Genomic DNA, 17938 nt, shown 5'->3' on the forward strand with positions numbered 1-17938 from the left:
CGATTGGGGGCCAGCGCCGTTTGCGGGATCCTGAGGGGTGCTGCCGCTTAGTTCTCGATGATGGTTCGGTGGAAGTTCAAGTGGCTGCGCGAAGCCGTTGGGCCACGCTGGCCCTGGTAGCGGTTGCCGTAGGGTCCCGAACCGTATGGGTGCTCGGTGTCCGAAGTCAGCTTGAAGAAGCACAGCTGGCCGATCTTCGATCCCGGCCACAGCTTAATAGGCAAGGTGGCCATGTTGGACAGCTCCAAGGTCACGTGACCGGAGAACCCTGGATCGATGAAGCCTGCGGTGGAGTGGGTGAGCAGGCCAAGGCGGCCCAGGGAGCTCTTGCCTTCCAGGCGCGCGGCCACGCCGTGGCCCAAGGTCACCACTTCGTAGGTCGAGCCGAGCACGAATTCGCCCGGGTGCAGGATGAACGGCTCATCGGGGTCGACCTCGACCAGGCGCGTCAGTTCATCTTGCTCCACCGAAGGATCGATGTGCGCATACTTGTGGTTATCGAAAAGCCGGAAGAACCGGTCAAGTCGAACATCCACGGATGCGGGCTGGACCATCTGCGGGTCAAAGGGCTCTAGCCCAATCTCACCGGACGCTATTTCTCGACGAATGTCACCATCTGAATACAACACGCATATAAATTTATCCTGACTTTCCCCGGCAGCCGAACTATTGGGCCAATTATGTACAGTGAGTCGAGAACAGTTGCCGCTTGCCGTTCACCAGCTGGTGGCGCATTTCTCACCAATTACCCAGCGTTTCCAGCTATCGTTAAGGTGGGATTTTCCCATCATCGCTCCGCAACACAAGGGTTTATTCAACATGCGCCTAGCCTCCGCGCTGACTGGCACCGTACTCGCATCGGCACTGCTGCTCTCCGGCACCGCCGCACTCGCTGCGCCGGCCGAGGATCTGCCTGCCGTCGAGAGCTCGCAGCTGACGAAGGCGTCCGGCCCCCTGGCCTTGATCAACCCCACCACGAAGCTTTCGCCGGAGGACTACGTTCCCGGCAAGCTGGTTGGTGTTGCCGGCAGCTCGATGACCCTGCGTCCCGAGGCAGCCAAGGCCGTCGAAGCGTTCATTGCAGATGCGCGCGCTGCGGGCCACTCAATCAAGCTGCTCAGCGCCTACCGTTCGTACCAGCGCCAGGCAGTCCTGTTCAACCAGTACCAAGCCAAATACGGCACCGCTTATGCCGAACGGATTTCTGCGCGCCCCGGGACCAGTGAGCACCAGCTCGGTTTGGCCGCAGACCTGGGCTATACCGATAGCCATGCCGAATTGAAAGCGGAATTCGGCCAGACCCCGGCCGGCCTGTGGATTGCCGAGCACGCCGTGGAGTACGGCCTGATCATCCGCTACCCCCAGGGCAAGGAAGATATCACCGGCTACAAGTACGAGCCGTGGCATGTGCGCTATGTCGGCACCGAGCATGCCGAAGCGATGCTCGCTTCGGGAGCGGAAACTTTTGAAGAGTACCACCAGATGCTGATCGACTCGATAGCGGATGCCGAGCAAAGCGAAGCAGAGGCAGCTGTCGAGAAAGAACCCGGAAAGGCCAAGGAAGAAAAGCCGCAGGAAGACTCCGAGAAGGCCGGCGAAGATGTTGTCGCCGACGAGGACTTGCTGGTTCTGCGTTTCCTTCCGCCGTACCGCGACTGGGGCTTTGGCTTCACCCAGTAGCCTGGTCTAGTAAAAGGTCGCTGCTAGGAACACCAGTACCGCAGGAACCAGTGACATTGCCACTGCGAGTCCCCAATTTCCGGCTTTGCCGCCGAGCGGATCAAGTTCCCCGATACGGGTCCTGCCTGAAATCAACTTGGCGTTGGACAGCACCCAAATCATGGTGCAGATGGCCAACGGAGGACCGAGCAAGGACTGCATGGGCAGCAATGAATTCGCCTCGTACCAGCCCTTGAGCAGCTGGCCCCACCCGGTCAGGGGTTCGCGCAGCACCATCAGGCTGAGCGTCCAGTAATAAATAATTCCGGGGACGCCAAGCAGCAAGTTCACGATAGCAAGTCGCTTCATCCCACTGCCCTTCTGCATTTCCTGGAGGGTGCTTCCCGTTTCGAGAGCATCACGGATTCTGCCCTACCGCACCGGCCAGCAATCCCGGGACCGGTTTTCCGGGTTGCGTGGCGCCGGGCGAAATGAAAAGGAGCCACCAGCCATGGCTGGTGGCTCCTGTCCAGAGCGCTGGATTACTACTTCGCGCGTACTGGAATGCCGGTGAAGGTCGGCTTCAAGGTCTCGGCGAAGAAGTCCTCGCCCTTGTCATCGACAACGATGAAGGCCGGGAAGTCCTCGACCTCGATCTTCCAGATCGCTTCCATGCCCAGCTCCTCGTATTCGAGCACCTCGACCTTCTTGATGCAATCCTGGGCCAGGCGTGCAGCCGGGCCGCCGATGGAACCCAGGTAGAAGCCGCCGTGGGTGTTGCATGCATCGGTGACCTGCTTGGAGCGGTTGCCCTTGGCCAGCATGACCATCGAGCCGCCGGCAGCCTGGAACTGGTCCACGTAGGAGTCCATGCGGCCAGCGGTGGTTGGGCCGAACGAGCCCGAAGGCATGCCTTCAGGGGTCTTGGCAGGACCTGCGTAGTAGACCGGGTGGTCCTTGAGGTACTGCGGCATTTCCTCGCCAGCGTCCAGGCGCTCCTTGATCTTGGAGTGCGCGATATCGCGTGCCACCACCAATGGGCCCGAAAGCGACAGGCGGGTCTTGACTGGGAACTTGGTCAGTTCCGCCAGGATCTGGTCCATCGGCTTGTTCAGGTCGATCTTCACCACGGAAGATCCACCGGTGCCGGTCACGCCCTCGGTCTCGTGGTCGTGGGCCGCGATGGCCGGGTGGGTCTCATCTGGCATGAAGCGGGCTGGATCGGTTTCCAGCTGCTCGACGAACAATCCCTCTTCGGTGATCTTGGCCAGCATCTGGCGGTCAGCCGAGCAGGACACCGCGATGGCCACTGGCATCGAGGCGCCGTGGCGAGGCAGGCGCACCACGCGCACATCGTGGCAGAAGTACTTGCCGCCGAACTGCGCGCCGATGCCGAAGTGGCGGGTCAGTTCAAGGACCTTCTCTTCCAGCTCGGTGTCGCGGAAGCCGCGGCCGGTCATCGCGCCTTCGGTCGGCAGCGAATCCAGGTACTTGGCCGAACCGTACTTCGCGGTCTTCAGCGCCATCTCTGCCGAGGTGCCGCCGATGACGATGGACAGGTGGTACGGAGGGCACGCGGCGGTGCCCAGCGAGCGCAGCTTCTCATCGAGGAACTTCAGCATCGAGTTCTCGTTGAGGATCGCCTTGGTCTCCTGGTACAAGAAGGACTTGTTGGCCGATCCGCCGCCCTTGGCCATGAACAGGAACTTGTAGCTGGTGTCAGCGCCGTCCTTGGTGTTCGCGTAGAGGTCGATCTGCGCCGGGAGGTTGTTGCCGGTGGCCTTCTCTTCCCAGGTGGTGATCGGAGCCAGCTGCGAGTAGCGCAGGTTCAGGCGGGTGTAGGCGTTGTAGATGCCGCGCGAAAGCGAAATCTCGTCCTGCTCTTCGGTGAGCACGCGCTGGCCGCGCTTGCCCATTACGATCGCGGTTCCGGTGTCCTGGCACATCGGCAGGATGCCGCCGGCGGCGATGTTGGCGTTCTTCAGCAGGTCCAGGGCGACGAACTTGTCGTTCGGGCTGGCTTCCTCGTCGTCGAGGATATTGCGCAGCTGCTGCAGGTGGGCCGGGCGAAGGTAGTGCGAGATGTCGTGCAGCGCGGTCTCGGCCAGCTGCTCCAAGGCAGCCGGTGCGACCTTCAGGAAGTTCTTTCCATCCGGGCCGGCGACAACCTCGACGCCTTCGGCGGAAATCTTGCGGTACGGGGTGGTATCTTCGCCAATTGGCAGAAGATCCTCATAACGGAATTCAGGCATGCTCAGTCCTTGATTCAATCGTGTGTGCTCATCTGCCATTTTAGGCCTTTACCCCGAATTAACCGCATTCGGCGTTTGCACCTGAGGGTTTATCGCGACATGCTGTAATACATGAGCAACGAGAACACCTCCGAAGCGCACGAGAACCAAGAGCTGAACCAGGTCCCCGATGCGATCATCGAAACCCCGATGGACAAGCAGCGGGCACAGCCCAAGACCCACTTCGAAATGATGCTGCAGGCCGGGCTCAACAAGCCTGAGCTTTCCGGCTCGGTCATCGGCGCTTTCATGAGTGCAGAGGTGTATTTCCTCTCCCGTGAAGAGGTCACCGGCGAGAACAAGAACGCCCAGCCGATGATGCTGACAAACCCTTCCGGCGAAGCCGTAGTAGCGGTCTTCACCTCCTTGGAGCGCATTCCCTCCTCGTACATCGACATGGCGCCCTACGGCGTGAAGGTCCAGGGTGCCACCGTGGTGCGCGCACTGGAGAACACCGGATTCGTGGTGAACCCCGGCGACGAGCTCAGCTTCGAGGTCCCTGCCGATGGGGTGGCAATCTTGCGCGAGCAGCTGCTCAACCAGAAGCCCTCCGAATAGGCATTGCGTAACTTTGGCCACGATTTTCCGTGCCGTTTTCCGGTGCGCGGGATTCGTGGGATATGCTTTTGATGCCCGGGCCGTCAATAGGCCGCTCGGTGCACTGCGGGCGTAGCTCAATGGTAGAGCGCTAGCTTCCCAAGCTCGATACGCGGGTTCGATTCCCGTCGCCCGCTCAAGCGAACGCCGGGGCACCAATGGTGCTCCGGCGTTATTGGTCTGCTTACAGCCAGCGAAGGAGCACGATGACCGGAGTCCTCGAAGGCTTCTCCATCATCTGGGTTGTCATTCTCGTCGGCTATCTGGTGGGCCGCACCGGTGTGCTGGGCGAGCAAGGCCGCCATGTGCTCAGCCGGGTCACCTTCTTCGTGGCCAGCCCAGCCCTGCTGTTCACCACCCTGGCCGAGTCCGATCCGGTCTCCGTGCTCGGGCCGATGCTCTGGGTTGCCGCCCTGTCCGCGGCGCTGACTGCGGTGCTCTACTACCTGGCGACGGCGCGGATGCTGAAGCGCCCGGCGTCGGAAAGCATCATCGCAGCAATGTCCGCCTCCACGGTGAACTCCGCCAACCTGGGCCTGCCGATCGCGTTGTACGTGCTCGGCGACATGTCATACGCGGCCCCGATCATCCTCTTCCAGCTGGCCCTCTACCAGCCGATCAATCTGGCAATGCTGGATGCCACCACCTCGCGGCACCGCACCACCCCGATCGCATTGCTGCTGGCCACCGCGAAGAACCCGATGATCATCGGATCGCTGCTCGGCTTGGCCGTCGCGCTGACCGGCATCGAGCTGCCTTCTATCGTGCTCGAACCAATCGACCTGATTGCCGGCGCATCGATTCCCGCCATGCTCATGGCTTTCGGCATCTCCCTGGTGGGTTCCAAGCCGCTGGAAAAGAAGTCGGGCCGCCGCGCCGACGTGCTGATTGCCGCCGGGGCCAAACTGCTGGTCCACCCGTTCTTGGCATGGGTACTGGCCTACTGGGTATTCAATTTGCGTGGAGAACTGCTGGTGGCTTCGGTCATCATGGCCGGCCTGCCAACTGCGCAGAACATTTTCGTGACGGCCATGCGCTATGACCAAGGGGTGGTAATCGCGAAAGACACGGTACTGGTCACCACCATCTGCGCGATCCCGCTGATGATGCTGCTGGCGATCGTCCTCGGAATTTAGCGTAACTTTCAACTGCAGGAATAAGCGATCATCACTAGAGTGTTCTTAGGACAACAGCTTTTATCCGCTCCCCTAGTGAGGTCACCATGAAGCGCACTGCACCACTGCTGGCTACCGCCGCAATTATCGCCCTGTCACTGAGCGCCTGCGGGTCGGCAGGCTCATCGACCTCCGCGAGCGAATCAGGTGGCACCAAGTCCTCGGCGGAGACCGGGGCCACCTTGAAGAAGGTCAAGGATTCCGGCGTGCTGACCGTGGGCACCGAAGGCACTTACCGTCCGTTCTCCTACCACGAGGGCAACGAGCTGACCGGCTACGACGTCGAGGTCATCGAGGCCGTTGGCGAAAAGATGGGCGTCGAGGTCAAGTTCCAGGAGACCCAGTGGGATGCGATCTTCGCGGGACTGGACGCCGGCCGTTTCGATGTCATCGCCAATCAGGTCTCGATCAACCCGGAACGCGAAGAGAAGTACCTGTTCACCCAGCCTTACACCGTCTCCACCGGCGTGGTGGTGACCAAGAGCGACAACAGCGAGATCACGTCCTTCGCGACGCTGGAGGGCAAGACCACCGCGCAGTCGCTGACCAGCAACTTCTACGAGACCGCCAAGGCCGCCGGCGCGAAGGTCGAGCCGGTTGAAGGCTGGGCCCAGTCGATCACCCTGCTCAAGCAGGGCCGTGTCGATGCCACCGTGAACGACAAGCTGACCTTCCTGGATGCGCAGAAGACCAACCCGGATGACAGCATCAAGATCGCTGCCGAATCCGAGGAGAAGAGCGAATCCGCCGTAGCCCTGCGCAAGGATTCCACTGAACTGGCCCAGGCCATTGACACCGCACTCGATGAGCTGCGCGCCGATGGGGAACTGGCAAAGATCTCCGAGAAGTACTTCGGCGAAGACGTCAGCAAGTAGCAAACACTATAAGTAGACTGGCTCCACACGTAAGAACGCGTGGAGCCAGTCTCATTTGCGCAAAAGGTAGCCCATGGATTCGAAATGGCAGTTATTCCTCGACTCGCTCGGGCCGTTAGCCCTCGGGGCGATCACAGCAACCATTCCGCTGGCCCTGATCAGCATGGCTTTGGGCCTGGCCATCGCCTTGCTGATGGCGCTGATGCGGATCAGCAAGAACCGGGTAGTCTCCTCGATTGCCCGGATCTACATCTCCATCATTCGCGGCACGCCGCTGCTGGTGCAGCTGTTCGTCATCTTCTACGGGATGCCTTCGGTGGGTCTGACCATCGACCCGTGGCCTAGTGCCATCATCGCCTTCAGCCTGAACATCGGCGGCTATGCGGCCGAAATCATTCGTGCGGCCATCCTCTCGGTCCCCCAGGGCCAGTGGGAAGCCGGCTACACCCTGGGCATGTCACGCACGCGCACCCTGTACCGGCTGATCTTGCCGCAAGCCACCCGGGTAGCTGTGCCGCCGCTGTCGAACTCCTTCATTTCCCTGGTCAAGGACACCTCGCTGGCCTCCACCATCCTGGTCACCGAAATGTTCCGCAAGGCCCAGGAAATCACGGCCTCCACCTATGAGTTCCTGCTGCTCTACTGCGAGGCCGCAGCCATCTACTGGGTCATCTGCCTGGTGCTCTCGGCCTTGCAAAACTCTGTTGAAGGAAGGCTTGAAAAGTATGTCGCCAAGTAATTCCGCCCTGCTGTCCGTCACCGCCCTGCACAAGGCCTTCGGCGAGAACCAGGTGCTCAAGGGCATCGACTTCACCGTGCATTCCGGTGAAGTGCTTGCATTGATCGGCCCGTCGGGCTCTGGCAAGACCACCGCCCTGCGTTGCCTGAACGGCCTGGAAATCGCCGATGCCGGCACCGTGGGATTCACCGGTGGCCCGGAAGTTTCCTTCAGCGCCGGGATGAAGCCCAAGGCCGCACAGATCCTGCGCAGCCGTTCGGCGATGGTGTTCCAGGGCCATCACCTGTTCCCCCATCTGACGGTGTTGCAGAACGTGAGCATCGGGCCGATCGAGGTGCAGAAGCGTCCCAAGGACCAGGTCCTGGCGCAGGCGAAGAAGTTGCTGGCCCGTGTGGGTCTTGAAGCCAAGGCTGATGCCTACCCGAATTCCCTCTCCGGCGGCCAGCAGCAGCGTGTGGGCATTGTCCGCGCGCTGATGCAGCAGCCGGATCTGCTGCTTTTCGATGAACCCACCAGCGCGCTGGATCCGGAGCTGGTCGGTGAAGTGCTCACGGTCATCAAGGAATTGGCCCAGGAAGGCTGGTCCATGGTGCTGGTGACCCACGAGCTGGCCTTCGCCCGGGATGTGGCTGACACCGTGGTGTTCATGGATGGCGGGGTGGTCGTGGAGACCGGTCCGGCCGCTCAGGTGCTCGGCTCGCCTGCCAACCCCCGCACCCAAACTTTCGTCCAGCGTCTTTTGCACCCGTTCTAAAAGCAATAGAGTGAAGCCATGACCCAGGAAACGAATACTTTGCTGACCAGCCTCGTTGAAGGCTACGACTTCAAATCCGATTGCTTGGAGCTCGGGGCTGCACTGATCGGCGGCAAGGCCGAGCCAACCGCCCAGGTCCGACTGCCGTTGAAGATGCTCAACCGCCACGGCCTGATTGCTGGCGCCACCGGCACCGGCAAGACCGTCACCCTGCAGACCATGGCAGAACAGCTCTCTGTTGCCGGCGTTCCGGTTTTCCTCGCAGATGTCAAAGGCGACCTGACCGGTTTGGCGCAGCCTGCCGAGCCTTCGGAAAAGCTCAGTGCCCGCCTGGCCGAACTGGGCCACGAATTCACTGCGCGCACCAACCCGGTCGAGTTCCTCAGCCTGGGTGGCAACGGCGAGGGCATCCCGGTACGCGCCAGCGTGGACTCCTTCGGCCCGATCTTGCTGGCCCGTGTCCTGGAACTGAACGAGACCCAGGAAGAATGCCTTCAGCTGATCTTCCATTACGCCGATTCGAACAAGCTGCCGCTGGATGACCTGAGCGATCTGAAGGCGGTCATCAGCTTCCTGCTCAGCGACGAAGGCGCCTCGGCGTTGAAGGCCCTGGGCGGCGTTTCCCCGTCCACCGCGTCGGTGATCCTGCGCGGCATCACCATCATGCAGACCCAGGGCCTGGACCAGTTCTTCGGCCAGCCGGAGTTCGACACCGCAGACTTCCTGCAGGTACGCGACGGCGCTGGCGTCATCAACATCCTGGAACTGCCATCGGTCAGCTCCCAGCCAATGCTTTTCTCCACCTTCCTCATGTGGCTCTTGGCCGACATGTTCGAGGACCTGCCAGAAGCCGGAGACCTGGAGAAGCCCAAGCTGGTGTTCTTCCTCGACGAGGCCCACCTGCTCTTCAAGGATGCGACCAAGGCGTTCACCGATGCGATCATCAACACCGTGCGGTTGATCCGCTCCAAGGGCGTGGGCCTGTTCTTCATCACCCAGTCCCCGACCGACCTGCCCGATGAGGTGCTCGGCCAGCTGGGTAACCGCATCCAGCATGCGGTGCGCGTCTTCACCGCCAAGGACCAGAGCGCGCTCAAGCAGATCATCAAGACCTTCCCATCCGGTGAGCTGGACCTGCAGGAGGCATTGACCCAGGCCGGGGTCGGCGAGGCCGTGGTCACCGTGCTGGGCGAGAAGGGTGCGCCGACCCCGGTAGCCTGGACCAAGATGTCCTCGCCAGGGTCCAACATCGGGCCGGCATCCCCTGAGATGATGGCCCAGGTCCGTGGCACCTCGACGCTGGCTGCGCAGTACACCGCCGCTGTGGATCGTGATTCTGCCCGCGAAATGCTCGAGGCCAAAACCCAGGCCGCGCCGCCGGCACCAGCACCTGATCCCGAGCCGGAGCAGGAGCCGCGCCGGGAAAGCGCCCCACGTCAGAGCCAATCCCGCCAGGAAGAGAACCCGATGGTGGACATGGCCATGGGTGCCGCCAAGGTGATTGGCCGCGAGCTCATCCGCGGCTTCTTCGGCAACCGCAAGCGCCGTCGCCGTTGGTAATACCTGGCTGTTCCAGCACGCCGTTTACTGTCTGGGCCCGGAAACCAGATAGCCTAGCTACTGATGAACACTCGTAATTCCATGCCGATCTCCGCTGCCCGTCTGGCCCTTCGCTGGGCATTGGCCGCAGCGGCTGTCGTCGTTTTGGTCATTGCCGGAACGATTGCCGCCAACCGTACGCTCTTCTCCCCCCAGCACCAGGTGCAGGCACTGCAACAGCATTTGGCCAGGGGCGAAGGCGCCGAGGCTTTGGGCCTGATGCAGGCCAAGGTCCCCGCTGGCGATGCGGTTGCCCTGGACGGGGACGTGTTGAAGCGCACCCAGGCCGGGATTACAGAGTTCACCACCGATAAGGCCCAGGCGGTAGAGCGTGACGAGCAGTTGCGCACCGTCACCGCGCATTACAAGGCCCACGGCGTGGACAAGGAATCCACCTACACGCTGCGCCATGCTGGCAAGTCCTGGCTGCTGTTCGACAAGTGGGCCTTTGAGCCAAGCACGCTGCCCAGCGTGAAGATCAAGGCCAACACCGTCAACGAGGTCACGGTCAACGAGCAGAAGATCCCGTTGTCTGCTGGCGTGAGCACCCTTCCGGTGTTCTACCCCGCGATCCTCGACGCGAGCTTCAGCACCAAGAACTTTGCAGCCGACACCCGCGGCATGGTGGTCACCAAGCCTGCCAAGGAACCGGTGGAGATCGCGCTGAAGACCGAACCGACCAAGGAATTCATCGCTGCCATCAATGCCAAGGTGAAGAACTACCTCAACGAGTGCGCCAGCGAGCAGGTGCTGATGCCTGCTGGTTGCCCGTTTGCCTACAGCACCTCGGCGCGCGTGGACCCGGCAACCATCGACTGGTCCATCGCGAAGTACCCCACCATTGAAGTGAACTACTACAACGGCGCTTGGGTGCTGTCCCCGCTGAAAGCCACAGCCACCTTGACCCTGACCGAGCAGGATCTGCGCACCGGCGCCAAGGCCAAGAAGACCGTCAAGGATGACTACTCCTTCACCGCCCAGCTGACCACCAGCACCACCGAAGTTTCCGTGGTTCCGGTGGCCGGCGGCGAACAGGTTGCCGGCTAGCGTCCGAGCAGTTCGCGGAACTGGCTGCGCAGCGGCACCGCGTTGGTCTTGAACTTCTGCCAGACCAGCAATGCTGCCAGGCTGGCGGCCAGCGACAGCCCGGCGCCAATGGTCACCGCGATCTGGATGCCGAAGAGTTCGGCGAACCAGCCGATCAGCGGCGAGCCAATGGGCGTACCGCCCATCACCACCATCAGATACAGCGCCAGCACCCGCGCCCGGTACTCCGGCGGCACCGAGGTCTGCACCATGGTATTGCAGCTATTCAAGAAGGTCAGCGACCCCAGTCCCACCGGGATCAGCACCAGCGCGAACGCAATGTAGTTGGGCATCCATGCACTGGCAATCCCGGCGATGCCGAAGAACACGCCTCCGCCGATCAGGAAGCGCCAGCGCGGAGCCGAACGCCGCGCCGCGAACAGCGCACCGCCAAAGGTGCCCACGGCCATGATGGAGCCCAGGATCCCGTACTCCCCTGCTCCCACCCCGTAGACCTCGGTGGCCATCAGCGCGTTGGTCATCTGGAAGTTCAGCCCGAAGGTGCCGATCACGCCGGCCAGGAAGAAGATCAGCACCAGGTCCTTGCGGTTCTTCACGTAGGCGAATCCCTCGCGCACCTGCCCCTTGGCGCGCGCTACCGGCTTGGACGGGTTCAGCGCGTCCTTGCGCATGAAGGCCAGCGAGAAAATTACCGCGAGGAATGAGGCGCCGTTGAGCAGGAACGCCGGTCCGGTGCCCACCAGTGCGATGACCGCGCCGGCCACGCCTGGCCCGGCCAGCCGGGCCAGGTTGAAGTTGGCGCTGTTCAACGCCACCGCGTTGGCCAGGTGGGTGCCGGGAACCACCTCGGAGACAAAGGCCTGGCGTGCCGGGGCATCGAAGGAGGCACCGATGCCCAGCATCGTGGCCAGCACGTAGACATGCCAGAGCTGCGCGGTGCCGGTGACTACCAGTAAGCCCAGGACCAGAGCGCAGACTCCCATGAAGCTTTGGGTGAGGATCAGCAAGCGGCGCTTGTCGAAGCGGTCGGCGATCAATCCGGCATAGGGGCCCAGCAGCAGCACGGGCAGGAATTGCAGGCCGGTGGTGATGCCGGTGGCCACCGCATCGTGGTCGGTGAGCTCGGTGAGCACCAGCCAGTCTTGGGCCACGCGCTGCATCCAGGTCCCGATATTGGAGACCAGGGCACCGATCACCCACAACCGGTAATTTGGCACTTCCAGTGCACGGAACATTTTCGACGCCATAGCAACCGCCAGATCCCTCCGGCTCCTCCCGCCCTCCAGTCTAGCCACCCGGGCAGGAAAATGCTGAGGTTTCCTCAGATTCTTGCTGTGGCGCTGCCCGGGCGTTCGCCGCCGGGCACGCAAAAAGGCGCACCATCCCTGGTGCGCCTTTTTGCATATTGCCGGCCGGGGCTAGTTCACGCCACGCAGGTCAAGCAGCAGTTCGCTCTCGCCTTCCGCATCCAGCACGACCGGGATGCCCCAGTCCTGCTGGTACAGGTGGCAGGCCGCGTGATCGGGGATCTCGCCGCCCGGCTCGCCGTCGCAGGCCGCCGCGCGGGCGGTAATGTGCAGCACGCCCTCGGGCACCTCCGGGTTCAGTTCCAGGGTGCGGGCCAGGCCTACCGAGGTGCCGGCCCCGTCGAGGATCAGTTCCTCCGGGCTGGCCGAGATCTTCAGCTGGGTCGGATCGCCCCAGCGGTCATCGAGCTTCTGCCCCTTCGGAGCGGCGAAGCGCACGAGGATCCCGTGCTTTCCGGCCTGCACGCGAGTCTTGGGGCGCTGGGTCTGGCTCGCGCCCTCGTCGACCACCAGGGCCTCGGCAGGAATCGGGATGCGCACCAGCTGGTGGGTGTTGGTCTCCACGACCAGCAGCACCGGGTCGCCGTCCACGGTGGTGTCCACCAGCACGTCGGCCGGTTCCTTCAGGCCCTTGGCCAGGGTGGAGACGGTCTTGGTGGCCGGATCGAAGCGGCGCACCGCGCCGTTGTAGGAGTCGGCGATGGCAATCGAGTGGTCCGGCAGCACGGCCACGCCCAGCGGGTGCTGCAGGCGCGCCTGCTGCGCCTGGCCGTCGCGGAAGCCGAAGTCGAACAGGCCGGTGCCCACCGCGGTATGCACGGACCTCGCCTTGCCGTTCTCGACCTCGATCCAGCGCAGTGCACTGGTTTCCGAGTCGGCGATCCACACGTTCTCGCCGTCCAGGGCCAGTCCCGAGGACTGGGCGAACCAGGCCTTGTCCGGTGCCCCGTCGGCCAGGCCTTCCAGGCCGGTGCCGGCGAAGACCGAAAGCGCGGAGGTGCGCGGGTCGAAGGCGAAGATCTGGTGGGTGCCGGCCATCGCGATGATGACCTGGCCCGAGGGGTGCCAGAGCACATCCCACGGGGAGGAGAGCGAAATGTTCAGCGCGTCGGTGCCCAGATCGGTGGGCTGGACTTCCTGGCGGGCGCTTTCCGAGTCCAGCAGGCGCTGCACGCCATTGCCGGCCAGGGTGCCCACGGCCCCGGTGGCCAGGTTGACCGAGCGCAGGCGGTGGTTCACGGTGTCGGCGACGATCACGTCGTAGCCGACCTCCGCGGCAAGTTGCGCGGGCAGCGCGGTCAGCCCCTGCAGCTCGTTGAACTGCGCACTCTGCGCATCGCCGTCCGCGTAGCCCTTCACCCCGGCGCCGATGGTGCGCACCACGGTGGACAGGTCGCCGGCCAGTTCCACCAGGCGGTGGTGGCCCGAATCGCCCACCAGGAAGTTGCCGTTGGCCAAGGCGATGGCCTTGCCCGGGAAGCGCAGGTCGCCCTCGCGGGCTGCGGGTGCCACGTACGGCCCGTTGCCGCGGTGCAGCGTGCCCTTGGCTTCGTGCTCGGCAACCAGTTCCTCGATCAGCGAGCCCAGGCCCTGGGCGTGGCCTTCGCCGGAAAGGTGCGCGACGATGTAGCCTTCGGGATCCAGCACCACCAGGGTTGGCCAGGCGCGGGCGCCGTAGGCCTGCCAGGTGACCAATTCCGGGTCATCGAGCACCGGGTGGTGGATTTCATAGCGTTCCACGGCGGCGGCCAGCGCATCCGGATCCGCTTCGTGCTCGAACTTCGGGGAGTGCACGCCGACGGTGACCAGCACGTCCTTGTACTGCTCCTCCAGCGGGCGCAGCTCGTCGAGCACGTGCAGGCAGTTGATGCAGCAGAAGGTCCAGAAATCCAGGATCACGATCTTGCCGCGCAATGCGTCCAGATCCAGCTGCTTGCCGCCGGTATTCAGCCAGTTGCGGCCCAGCAGCTCGCTGGCGCGCACCTTGTAATTGGCGCGGACGGATTCGGAAGTGCTCATGGTGATCCTTTCGCTGTCGCCGCGGCTGCGGCAATTCGAACCTCAATTATCTGCCACCGCGGCCCGCTGGGGCTAACGGTGTTAAGCAACATTGAGAAAAGTGTGAAACTCGCTCACGGTCTGCTGGTGTAACCGCAGGCCCAAGCCTTCTATTCCCTGCCCGACCAGCTAGGGCAGCTGCGCGAGCACGGTGTCCATGATGCTGGTAGCCACCTTGTTGAAGGTGGCATCCTGCAGCGAGGTCGCGGACATGAAGGAAACCATCACCTTACGATGCTAAGCAACTGTCGAATTATTCCGGACGCTTCTTCGATTTCGCCTTTCGTCTTAGCTCTTTAATCAGCTTTGCGGGAAGACCTAAACTCTTCAATTCCATCCACCGAGTCGAAATCTGATCCATCCGCGATAAATTGAGGGCCTCAGCAGTAGTCGGATCTTTCTGGTCATATGCCTTACTACCACTAATTACAGCCACCAGTAGAGAAACGAACGGAGTCACAAGCGCAGCAATTAGGGCACCGGAAATACCCCGACTGAAATCCTCAACTATGTCTGAGATCGAGACTTCACCCTTCTCAAAAAGCCAGAAGTATCCAAGAACAACCGTAATTACCGCAAAAAGCAACGCCAATGCCCCGAAGAGCACAGCCCGACTCATGCGTTGAATTCGTTGATCACGTACGATCTGTCGTGAATCAAATTCTGCCTTAGCAAGCTCTTCTGCGCCCTGCTCCAAAATTTCGTTTGAGTAATCGTTGCCAGCTATTTCGGTAAATGTACATCCAACGATGTCTCTGCCAGCAAAAAAATCACGCATAATGAAGCTCCCCTATCGTCAAATGATTCGATTAGAAGGATAGCACTCGAGACATTAACTGTAGTCAGAGCTGAAAAGTTTATTTACTAATTACTCTGCTGGCGTACCTAGAGCAATTTATTAAGCAAGTTTCAGGGTGCTCAGACGTAGCCCTCGACGGCAAATGACTTTATATCCACTAGACAAGTCGGGTCAACCTGAAACCCCTAGGGCAGCTGCGCGAGCACGGTGTCCATGATGCTGGTAGCCACCTTGTTGAAGGTGGCATCCTGCAGCGAGGTCGCGGACATGAAGGAAACCATCACCGCATACTCCCCGGTGCTCTTGATCAGCACCAGCGAATCCTGCGCATACTGCCCGTCGCGGCTGTAGTACAGGGCCGAATCGGCTTCCGGCACGCCCGGATCCGAGAACTTCAGGGTCTCGCGGTAATCCAGGCCGTTGAGCTTCACGGTTTCGCATTCCTCCAGGATGGTGGCCACGTTCGCATTGTGCGCCGCGACCTTGGCCGCCTGGTCGCCGAGCTTGGCGACCTCCACCGAGCCGGTGATCGACTGGTTCTCGTTGGTGAAGTCGGTCCGCGCCGCCTCGGTGCCCAGCTGCACCGGCGACCAGTTCAAATCCTCGATCGGAGCCGAGCACTGGGAAGGCAGTACCACCAGGTCCTTGAGCGTATCGGTGGGCGGCGTAGCCAGGGATTCGAGGTCCTTGCCCTGGATCTTGGCGCTGGAAGGGAAGCCGAGCTCGGCGGCCATCACTGCCCCGGCCGTGGTGGCCACCTGCGCGGTGCTCATTTCTTCCGGCTGGGCGGGCTTTTGCGGCTCTGGCGATGCGCTTGGCGTCGCGGTGCCCTGCACAGCGATCTTGTGCGTTTCGTCCTGCGGCATTTCGGCCTCGGCGGAGCAGGCGCTTGCGGCCAGCAGCGCGCACACCGCCAGGGAGGCGGCGAGGATTTTCTTGGTGCTAGGCACGTGGGTCCCTTCGGTCGGCCTGCTTGAAGCGGGCGAACATTTCGTTGTAGGCAGCCAGCTCGGCGTCGTTGTCGCGCTCGGCCTGGCGGTCGTAGCGCTTGGTGTCCTTGTTGTCCTGGCGCAGCCAGGAGATGACCACGAAGATGGCCAGCACCAAGGTCGGCACTTCGCCGATCGCCCACATCGCCCCGGCACCGACCACCTGGTCCTCCAGCGCGGTGCCGCCCCAGGTGCGGCCCATGTTACCGAAGTAGTCCGGGGCCAGCAGGGTTTCGGTGCTCATCAGCGCCACCCCGAAGAAGGCGTGGAAGGCGACGGTGGCCAGCAGCACCACCAGGCGCATCGGGTACGGGTAGCGCTTGGGGACCGGGTCGGCATCCACCAGCGACAGGGCGAACAGGTATCCGGTGAGCAGGAAGTGCAGGTTCATCAGCTCGTGGCCCGCGTGGTAGCGCATGGCCGGTTCCAGCAACGGGGTGAAGTAGAAGACCACGATCGATCCGGCGAAGTTCACGGCCGCGAAAATCGGGTGGGTGATCACCTTCGAGTAGCGCGAGTGCACCAGGTAGAGGATCCATTCGCGCGGTCCGCGGGTGCCATCGACGCGCGCTCCCAGCACCTTGAGCAGCAGCGTGATCGGGGTGCCCAGGACCAGGAAGATCGGCACGATCATGGTCAGCGACATGTGATCGACCATGTGGGTGGAGAACTGGATCTTGCCGTATACGGCCACCGCGCCGCTGGTCACGTAGAACAGCGCGATCAGGCCCACGATCCAGCTGGCCAGGCGCAGCACGCTGGGCTTGTCCCCGCGGCGGGCGAGCTTGATGAAGGCCCACAGGTACACGGCCAGGCCGAACAGGCACACAGCCACCCAGATCCAGTCCATTCGCCAGGTGGTGAACCACGCGGCGGTATCCGGGGCCGGTGGCAGGTCGTAGCCGGTGAGCAGGCGCGCCGGGGTCGCTTGCACCGGCGGCGCATCGGAAGTCGGCGGGGCGGTGCGCGCCAGCACGGTGGCCACCGACATCACCGCAGCCATCAGGATAACTTCGCCGGCCACGACCTGCCAGGCCGCGCGCAGCGCCGTGAACTTGCCTTCCAGCAGCTTCGGGATCACCATCCGCCGGTGCCACAGGCCCAGCGCGCCCAGCCCCAAGGTGATCAGGATCTTCACGATCACCAGGGTTCCGTACGGGGTCAGCCACTGGTCCCAGTCGGTGATGCGGATAACCGCCGAGGCCAGCCCGGAGCCGATCATCAGGAAAACCGCGAAGGTGGCCAGCGCCGAATAGCGCTTGAGCACCACTCCGGCCAGCACCTGCCCGCGTTTGCGGCCTGGCGCTTGGCCGGCCAGCGTCGGAGCGAGCAGGGCCAGCACCATGATGCCGCCGAACCAGAGCACCACGGCCAGCAGGTGCAGGCCGATGGAGTTCACCGCGGCGAAGTGGTCATCGCCCCCGGCAGCGTGGCCGATGAAGGCCAGCGGCAGGATGCCGAACAGCGAGAATAATGCGCTGAGCCCCACCGTGGTCTTCGAGCGCGCGGCCAGTGCCAGCGAGCTGGTGATCGCGGCGATCACCACCATCCAGGCCCAGGCCCGTCCGGTGGTGATCGACAGGATGTAGTCCAGGATCGCGGCCGAGTACTGCGGATCCAGGCTCATCGGGATTCCGGCCAAATCCCAGAAGGTCAGCAGCATGACGGTGGCCGCGGACAGGGTCCACACCACCGCGGCCCCGGCGGCGATATTCATCGTGCGGGAGAACGCCGGATGGGCCTGGCCTTCGGCATCGCCGGTCACCTTGGCGGCCCGCGGGATGATCGCCGCACCGAAAACCAGTGCGGCGATGCTCAGCGACATCGAGGCATGGTGGATGGCCCGGGAGATGGGCAGGGACCAGCGCACGAAAGCCCCGGGATCGGCCAAATCCGCCGGCCGGGCGATCCCGGTGAACAACACCGCTGCCAGGAAGGCCACCGCCGCAGCGAGGATTCCGGGCAGGATGAAGCGGGTGACTGAAACCGTGCGCTGTGCTGTATCCATAACCTTCTCATCATCTCATTTTTCGCCCGGCCGGTCACCGC

16 protein-coding genes and 1 tRNA gene are annotated in these 17938 nt (G+C 62.8%); 9 read left to right on the top strand and 8 right to left on the bottom strand.

Annotated elements, in window-relative coordinates; translation table 11 throughout:
• Window positions 1-47 precede the first annotated feature (47 nt).
• Window positions 48-629 carry a dCTP deaminase gene (dcd, locus tag ACRDT3_RS11930; RefSeq protein WP_013349886.1) on the bottom strand — a complete coding sequence of 194 codons (582 nt, stop codon included), beginning with the start codon at window positions 627-629 and terminating at the stop codon, window positions 48-50.
• Window positions 630-819: 190 nt separating this feature from the next.
• On the opposite strand from dcd, the gene ACRDT3_RS11935 reads away from it, so the two are divergent.
• Entirely contained in the window at window positions 820-1680 is an 861-nt protein-coding gene (locus ACRDT3_RS11935) for a M15 family metallopeptidase (RefSeq protein ID WP_431493183.1), read from the top strand.
• A gap of 6 nt (window positions 1681-1686) precedes the next feature.
• Here ACRDT3_RS11935 and ACRDT3_RS11940 read toward each other — a convergent pair whose 3' ends face one another.
• Together ACRDT3_RS11940 and ACRDT3_RS11945 are read right to left on the bottom strand one after the other, a co-directional pair.
• Window positions 1687-2028, bottom strand: coding sequence for a hypothetical protein (locus ACRDT3_RS11940; RefSeq protein WP_431493184.1), 342 nt, complete (start codon window positions 2026-2028; stop codon window positions 1687-1689).
• Between the two features lie 176 nt (window positions 2029-2204).
• Window positions 2205-3911 carry a fumarate hydratase gene (locus ACRDT3_RS11945; protein ID WP_431493185.1) on the bottom strand — a complete coding sequence of 569 codons (1707 nt, stop codon included), beginning with the start codon at window positions 3909-3911 and terminating at the stop codon, window positions 2205-2207.
• A gap of 111 nt (window positions 3912-4022) precedes the next feature.
• Between ACRDT3_RS11945 and ACRDT3_RS11950 the strand changes: the two genes are divergently transcribed.
• The 8 genes from ACRDT3_RS11950 to ACRDT3_RS11985 all read left to right on the top strand — a co-directional run bounded on the left by ACRDT3_RS11950 (window position 4023) and on the right by ACRDT3_RS11985 (window position 10736).
• Window positions 4023-4508, top strand: a complete 486-nt coding sequence (locus ACRDT3_RS11950) for an SseB family protein (protein ID WP_431493186.1) — start codon at window positions 4023-4025, stop codon at window positions 4506-4508.
• Window positions 4509-4613: 105 nt separating this feature from the next.
• Window positions 4614-4684: transfer RNA gene (locus tag ACRDT3_RS11955), tRNA-Gly, on the top strand.
• 69 nt (window positions 4685-4753) lie between these two features.
• Window positions 4754-5683: an AEC family transporter gene (locus ACRDT3_RS11960; protein WP_431493187.1), complete on the top strand. Its 930-nt coding sequence runs from the start codon at window positions 4754-4756 to the stop codon at window positions 5681-5683.
• Window positions 5684-5769: 86 nt separating this feature from the next.
• Window positions 5770-6597 carry an amino acid ABC transporter substrate-binding protein gene (locus ACRDT3_RS11965; RefSeq protein WP_431493188.1) on the top strand — a complete coding sequence of 276 codons (828 nt, stop codon included), beginning with the start codon at window positions 5770-5772 and terminating at the stop codon, window positions 6595-6597.
• Window positions 6598-6670: 73 nt separating this feature from the next.
• Window positions 6671-7336, top strand: coding sequence for an amino acid ABC transporter permease (locus ACRDT3_RS11970; RefSeq protein WP_431493189.1), 666 nt, complete (start codon window positions 6671-6673; stop codon window positions 7334-7336).
• Window positions 7323-8090 (top strand): amino acid ABC transporter ATP-binding protein, encoded by a 768-nt coding sequence (locus ACRDT3_RS11975; protein WP_431493190.1) that lies wholly within the window; start codon window positions 7323-7325, stop codon window positions 8088-8090. Before ACRDT3_RS11970 ends, ACRDT3_RS11975 begins: the two co-directional genes overlap by 14 nt.
• 18 nt (window positions 8091-8108) lie before the next feature.
• A complete protein-coding gene (locus ACRDT3_RS11980; protein ID WP_431493191.1) occupies window positions 8109-9650 on the top strand; it encodes a helicase HerA-like domain-containing protein in 1542 nt (513 codons plus the stop codon).
• A gap of 63 nt (window positions 9651-9713) precedes the next feature.
• Window positions 9714-10736 (top strand): hypothetical protein, encoded by a 1023-nt coding sequence (locus ACRDT3_RS11985; protein WP_431493192.1) that lies wholly within the window; start codon window positions 9714-9716, stop codon window positions 10734-10736.
• Here the strand turns inward: ACRDT3_RS11985 and ACRDT3_RS11990 are convergent.
• The 5 genes from ACRDT3_RS11990 to ACRDT3_RS12010 all read right to left on the bottom strand — a co-directional run bounded on the left by ACRDT3_RS11990 (window position 10733) and on the right by ACRDT3_RS12010 (window position 17897).
• The gene (locus ACRDT3_RS11990; protein WP_431493193.1) at window positions 10733-11971 is read right to left on the bottom strand and encodes an MFS transporter; all 1239 of its coding nucleotides are present in this window, start codon (window positions 11969-11971) and stop codon (window positions 10733-10735) included. The two genes, ACRDT3_RS11985 and ACRDT3_RS11990, sit on opposite strands and share 4 nt — an antisense overlap.
• 183 nt (window positions 11972-12154) lie before the next feature.
• Window positions 12155-14062 carry an NHL domain-containing thioredoxin family protein gene (locus ACRDT3_RS11995; RefSeq protein ID WP_431493194.1) on the bottom strand — a complete coding sequence of 636 codons (1908 nt, stop codon included), beginning with the start codon at window positions 14060-14062 and terminating at the stop codon, window positions 12155-12157.
• Window positions 14063-14354: 292 nt separating this feature from the next.
• Complete coding sequence (locus ACRDT3_RS12000; RefSeq protein WP_431493195.1) at window positions 14355-14879, bottom strand: hypothetical protein; 525 nt, start codon at window positions 14877-14879, stop codon at window positions 14355-14357.
• Between the two features lie 206 nt (window positions 14880-15085).
• Window positions 15086-15850: a hypothetical protein gene (locus ACRDT3_RS12005; RefSeq protein ID WP_431493196.1), complete on the bottom strand. Its 765-nt coding sequence runs from the start codon at window positions 15848-15850 to the stop codon at window positions 15086-15088.
• Complete coding sequence (locus tag ACRDT3_RS12010) at window positions 15843-17897, bottom strand: cytochrome c oxidase assembly protein (protein WP_431493197.1); 2055 nt, start codon at window positions 17895-17897, stop codon at window positions 15843-15845. Before ACRDT3_RS12010 ends, ACRDT3_RS12005 begins: the two co-directional genes overlap by 8 nt.
• Between the last annotated feature and the right edge of the window lie 41 nt (window positions 17898-17938).

This window comes from Glutamicibacter sp., from assembly GCF_050701915.1.
Classification (GTDB): domain Bacteria; phylum Actinomycetota; class Actinomycetes; order Actinomycetales; family Micrococcaceae; genus Glutamicibacter.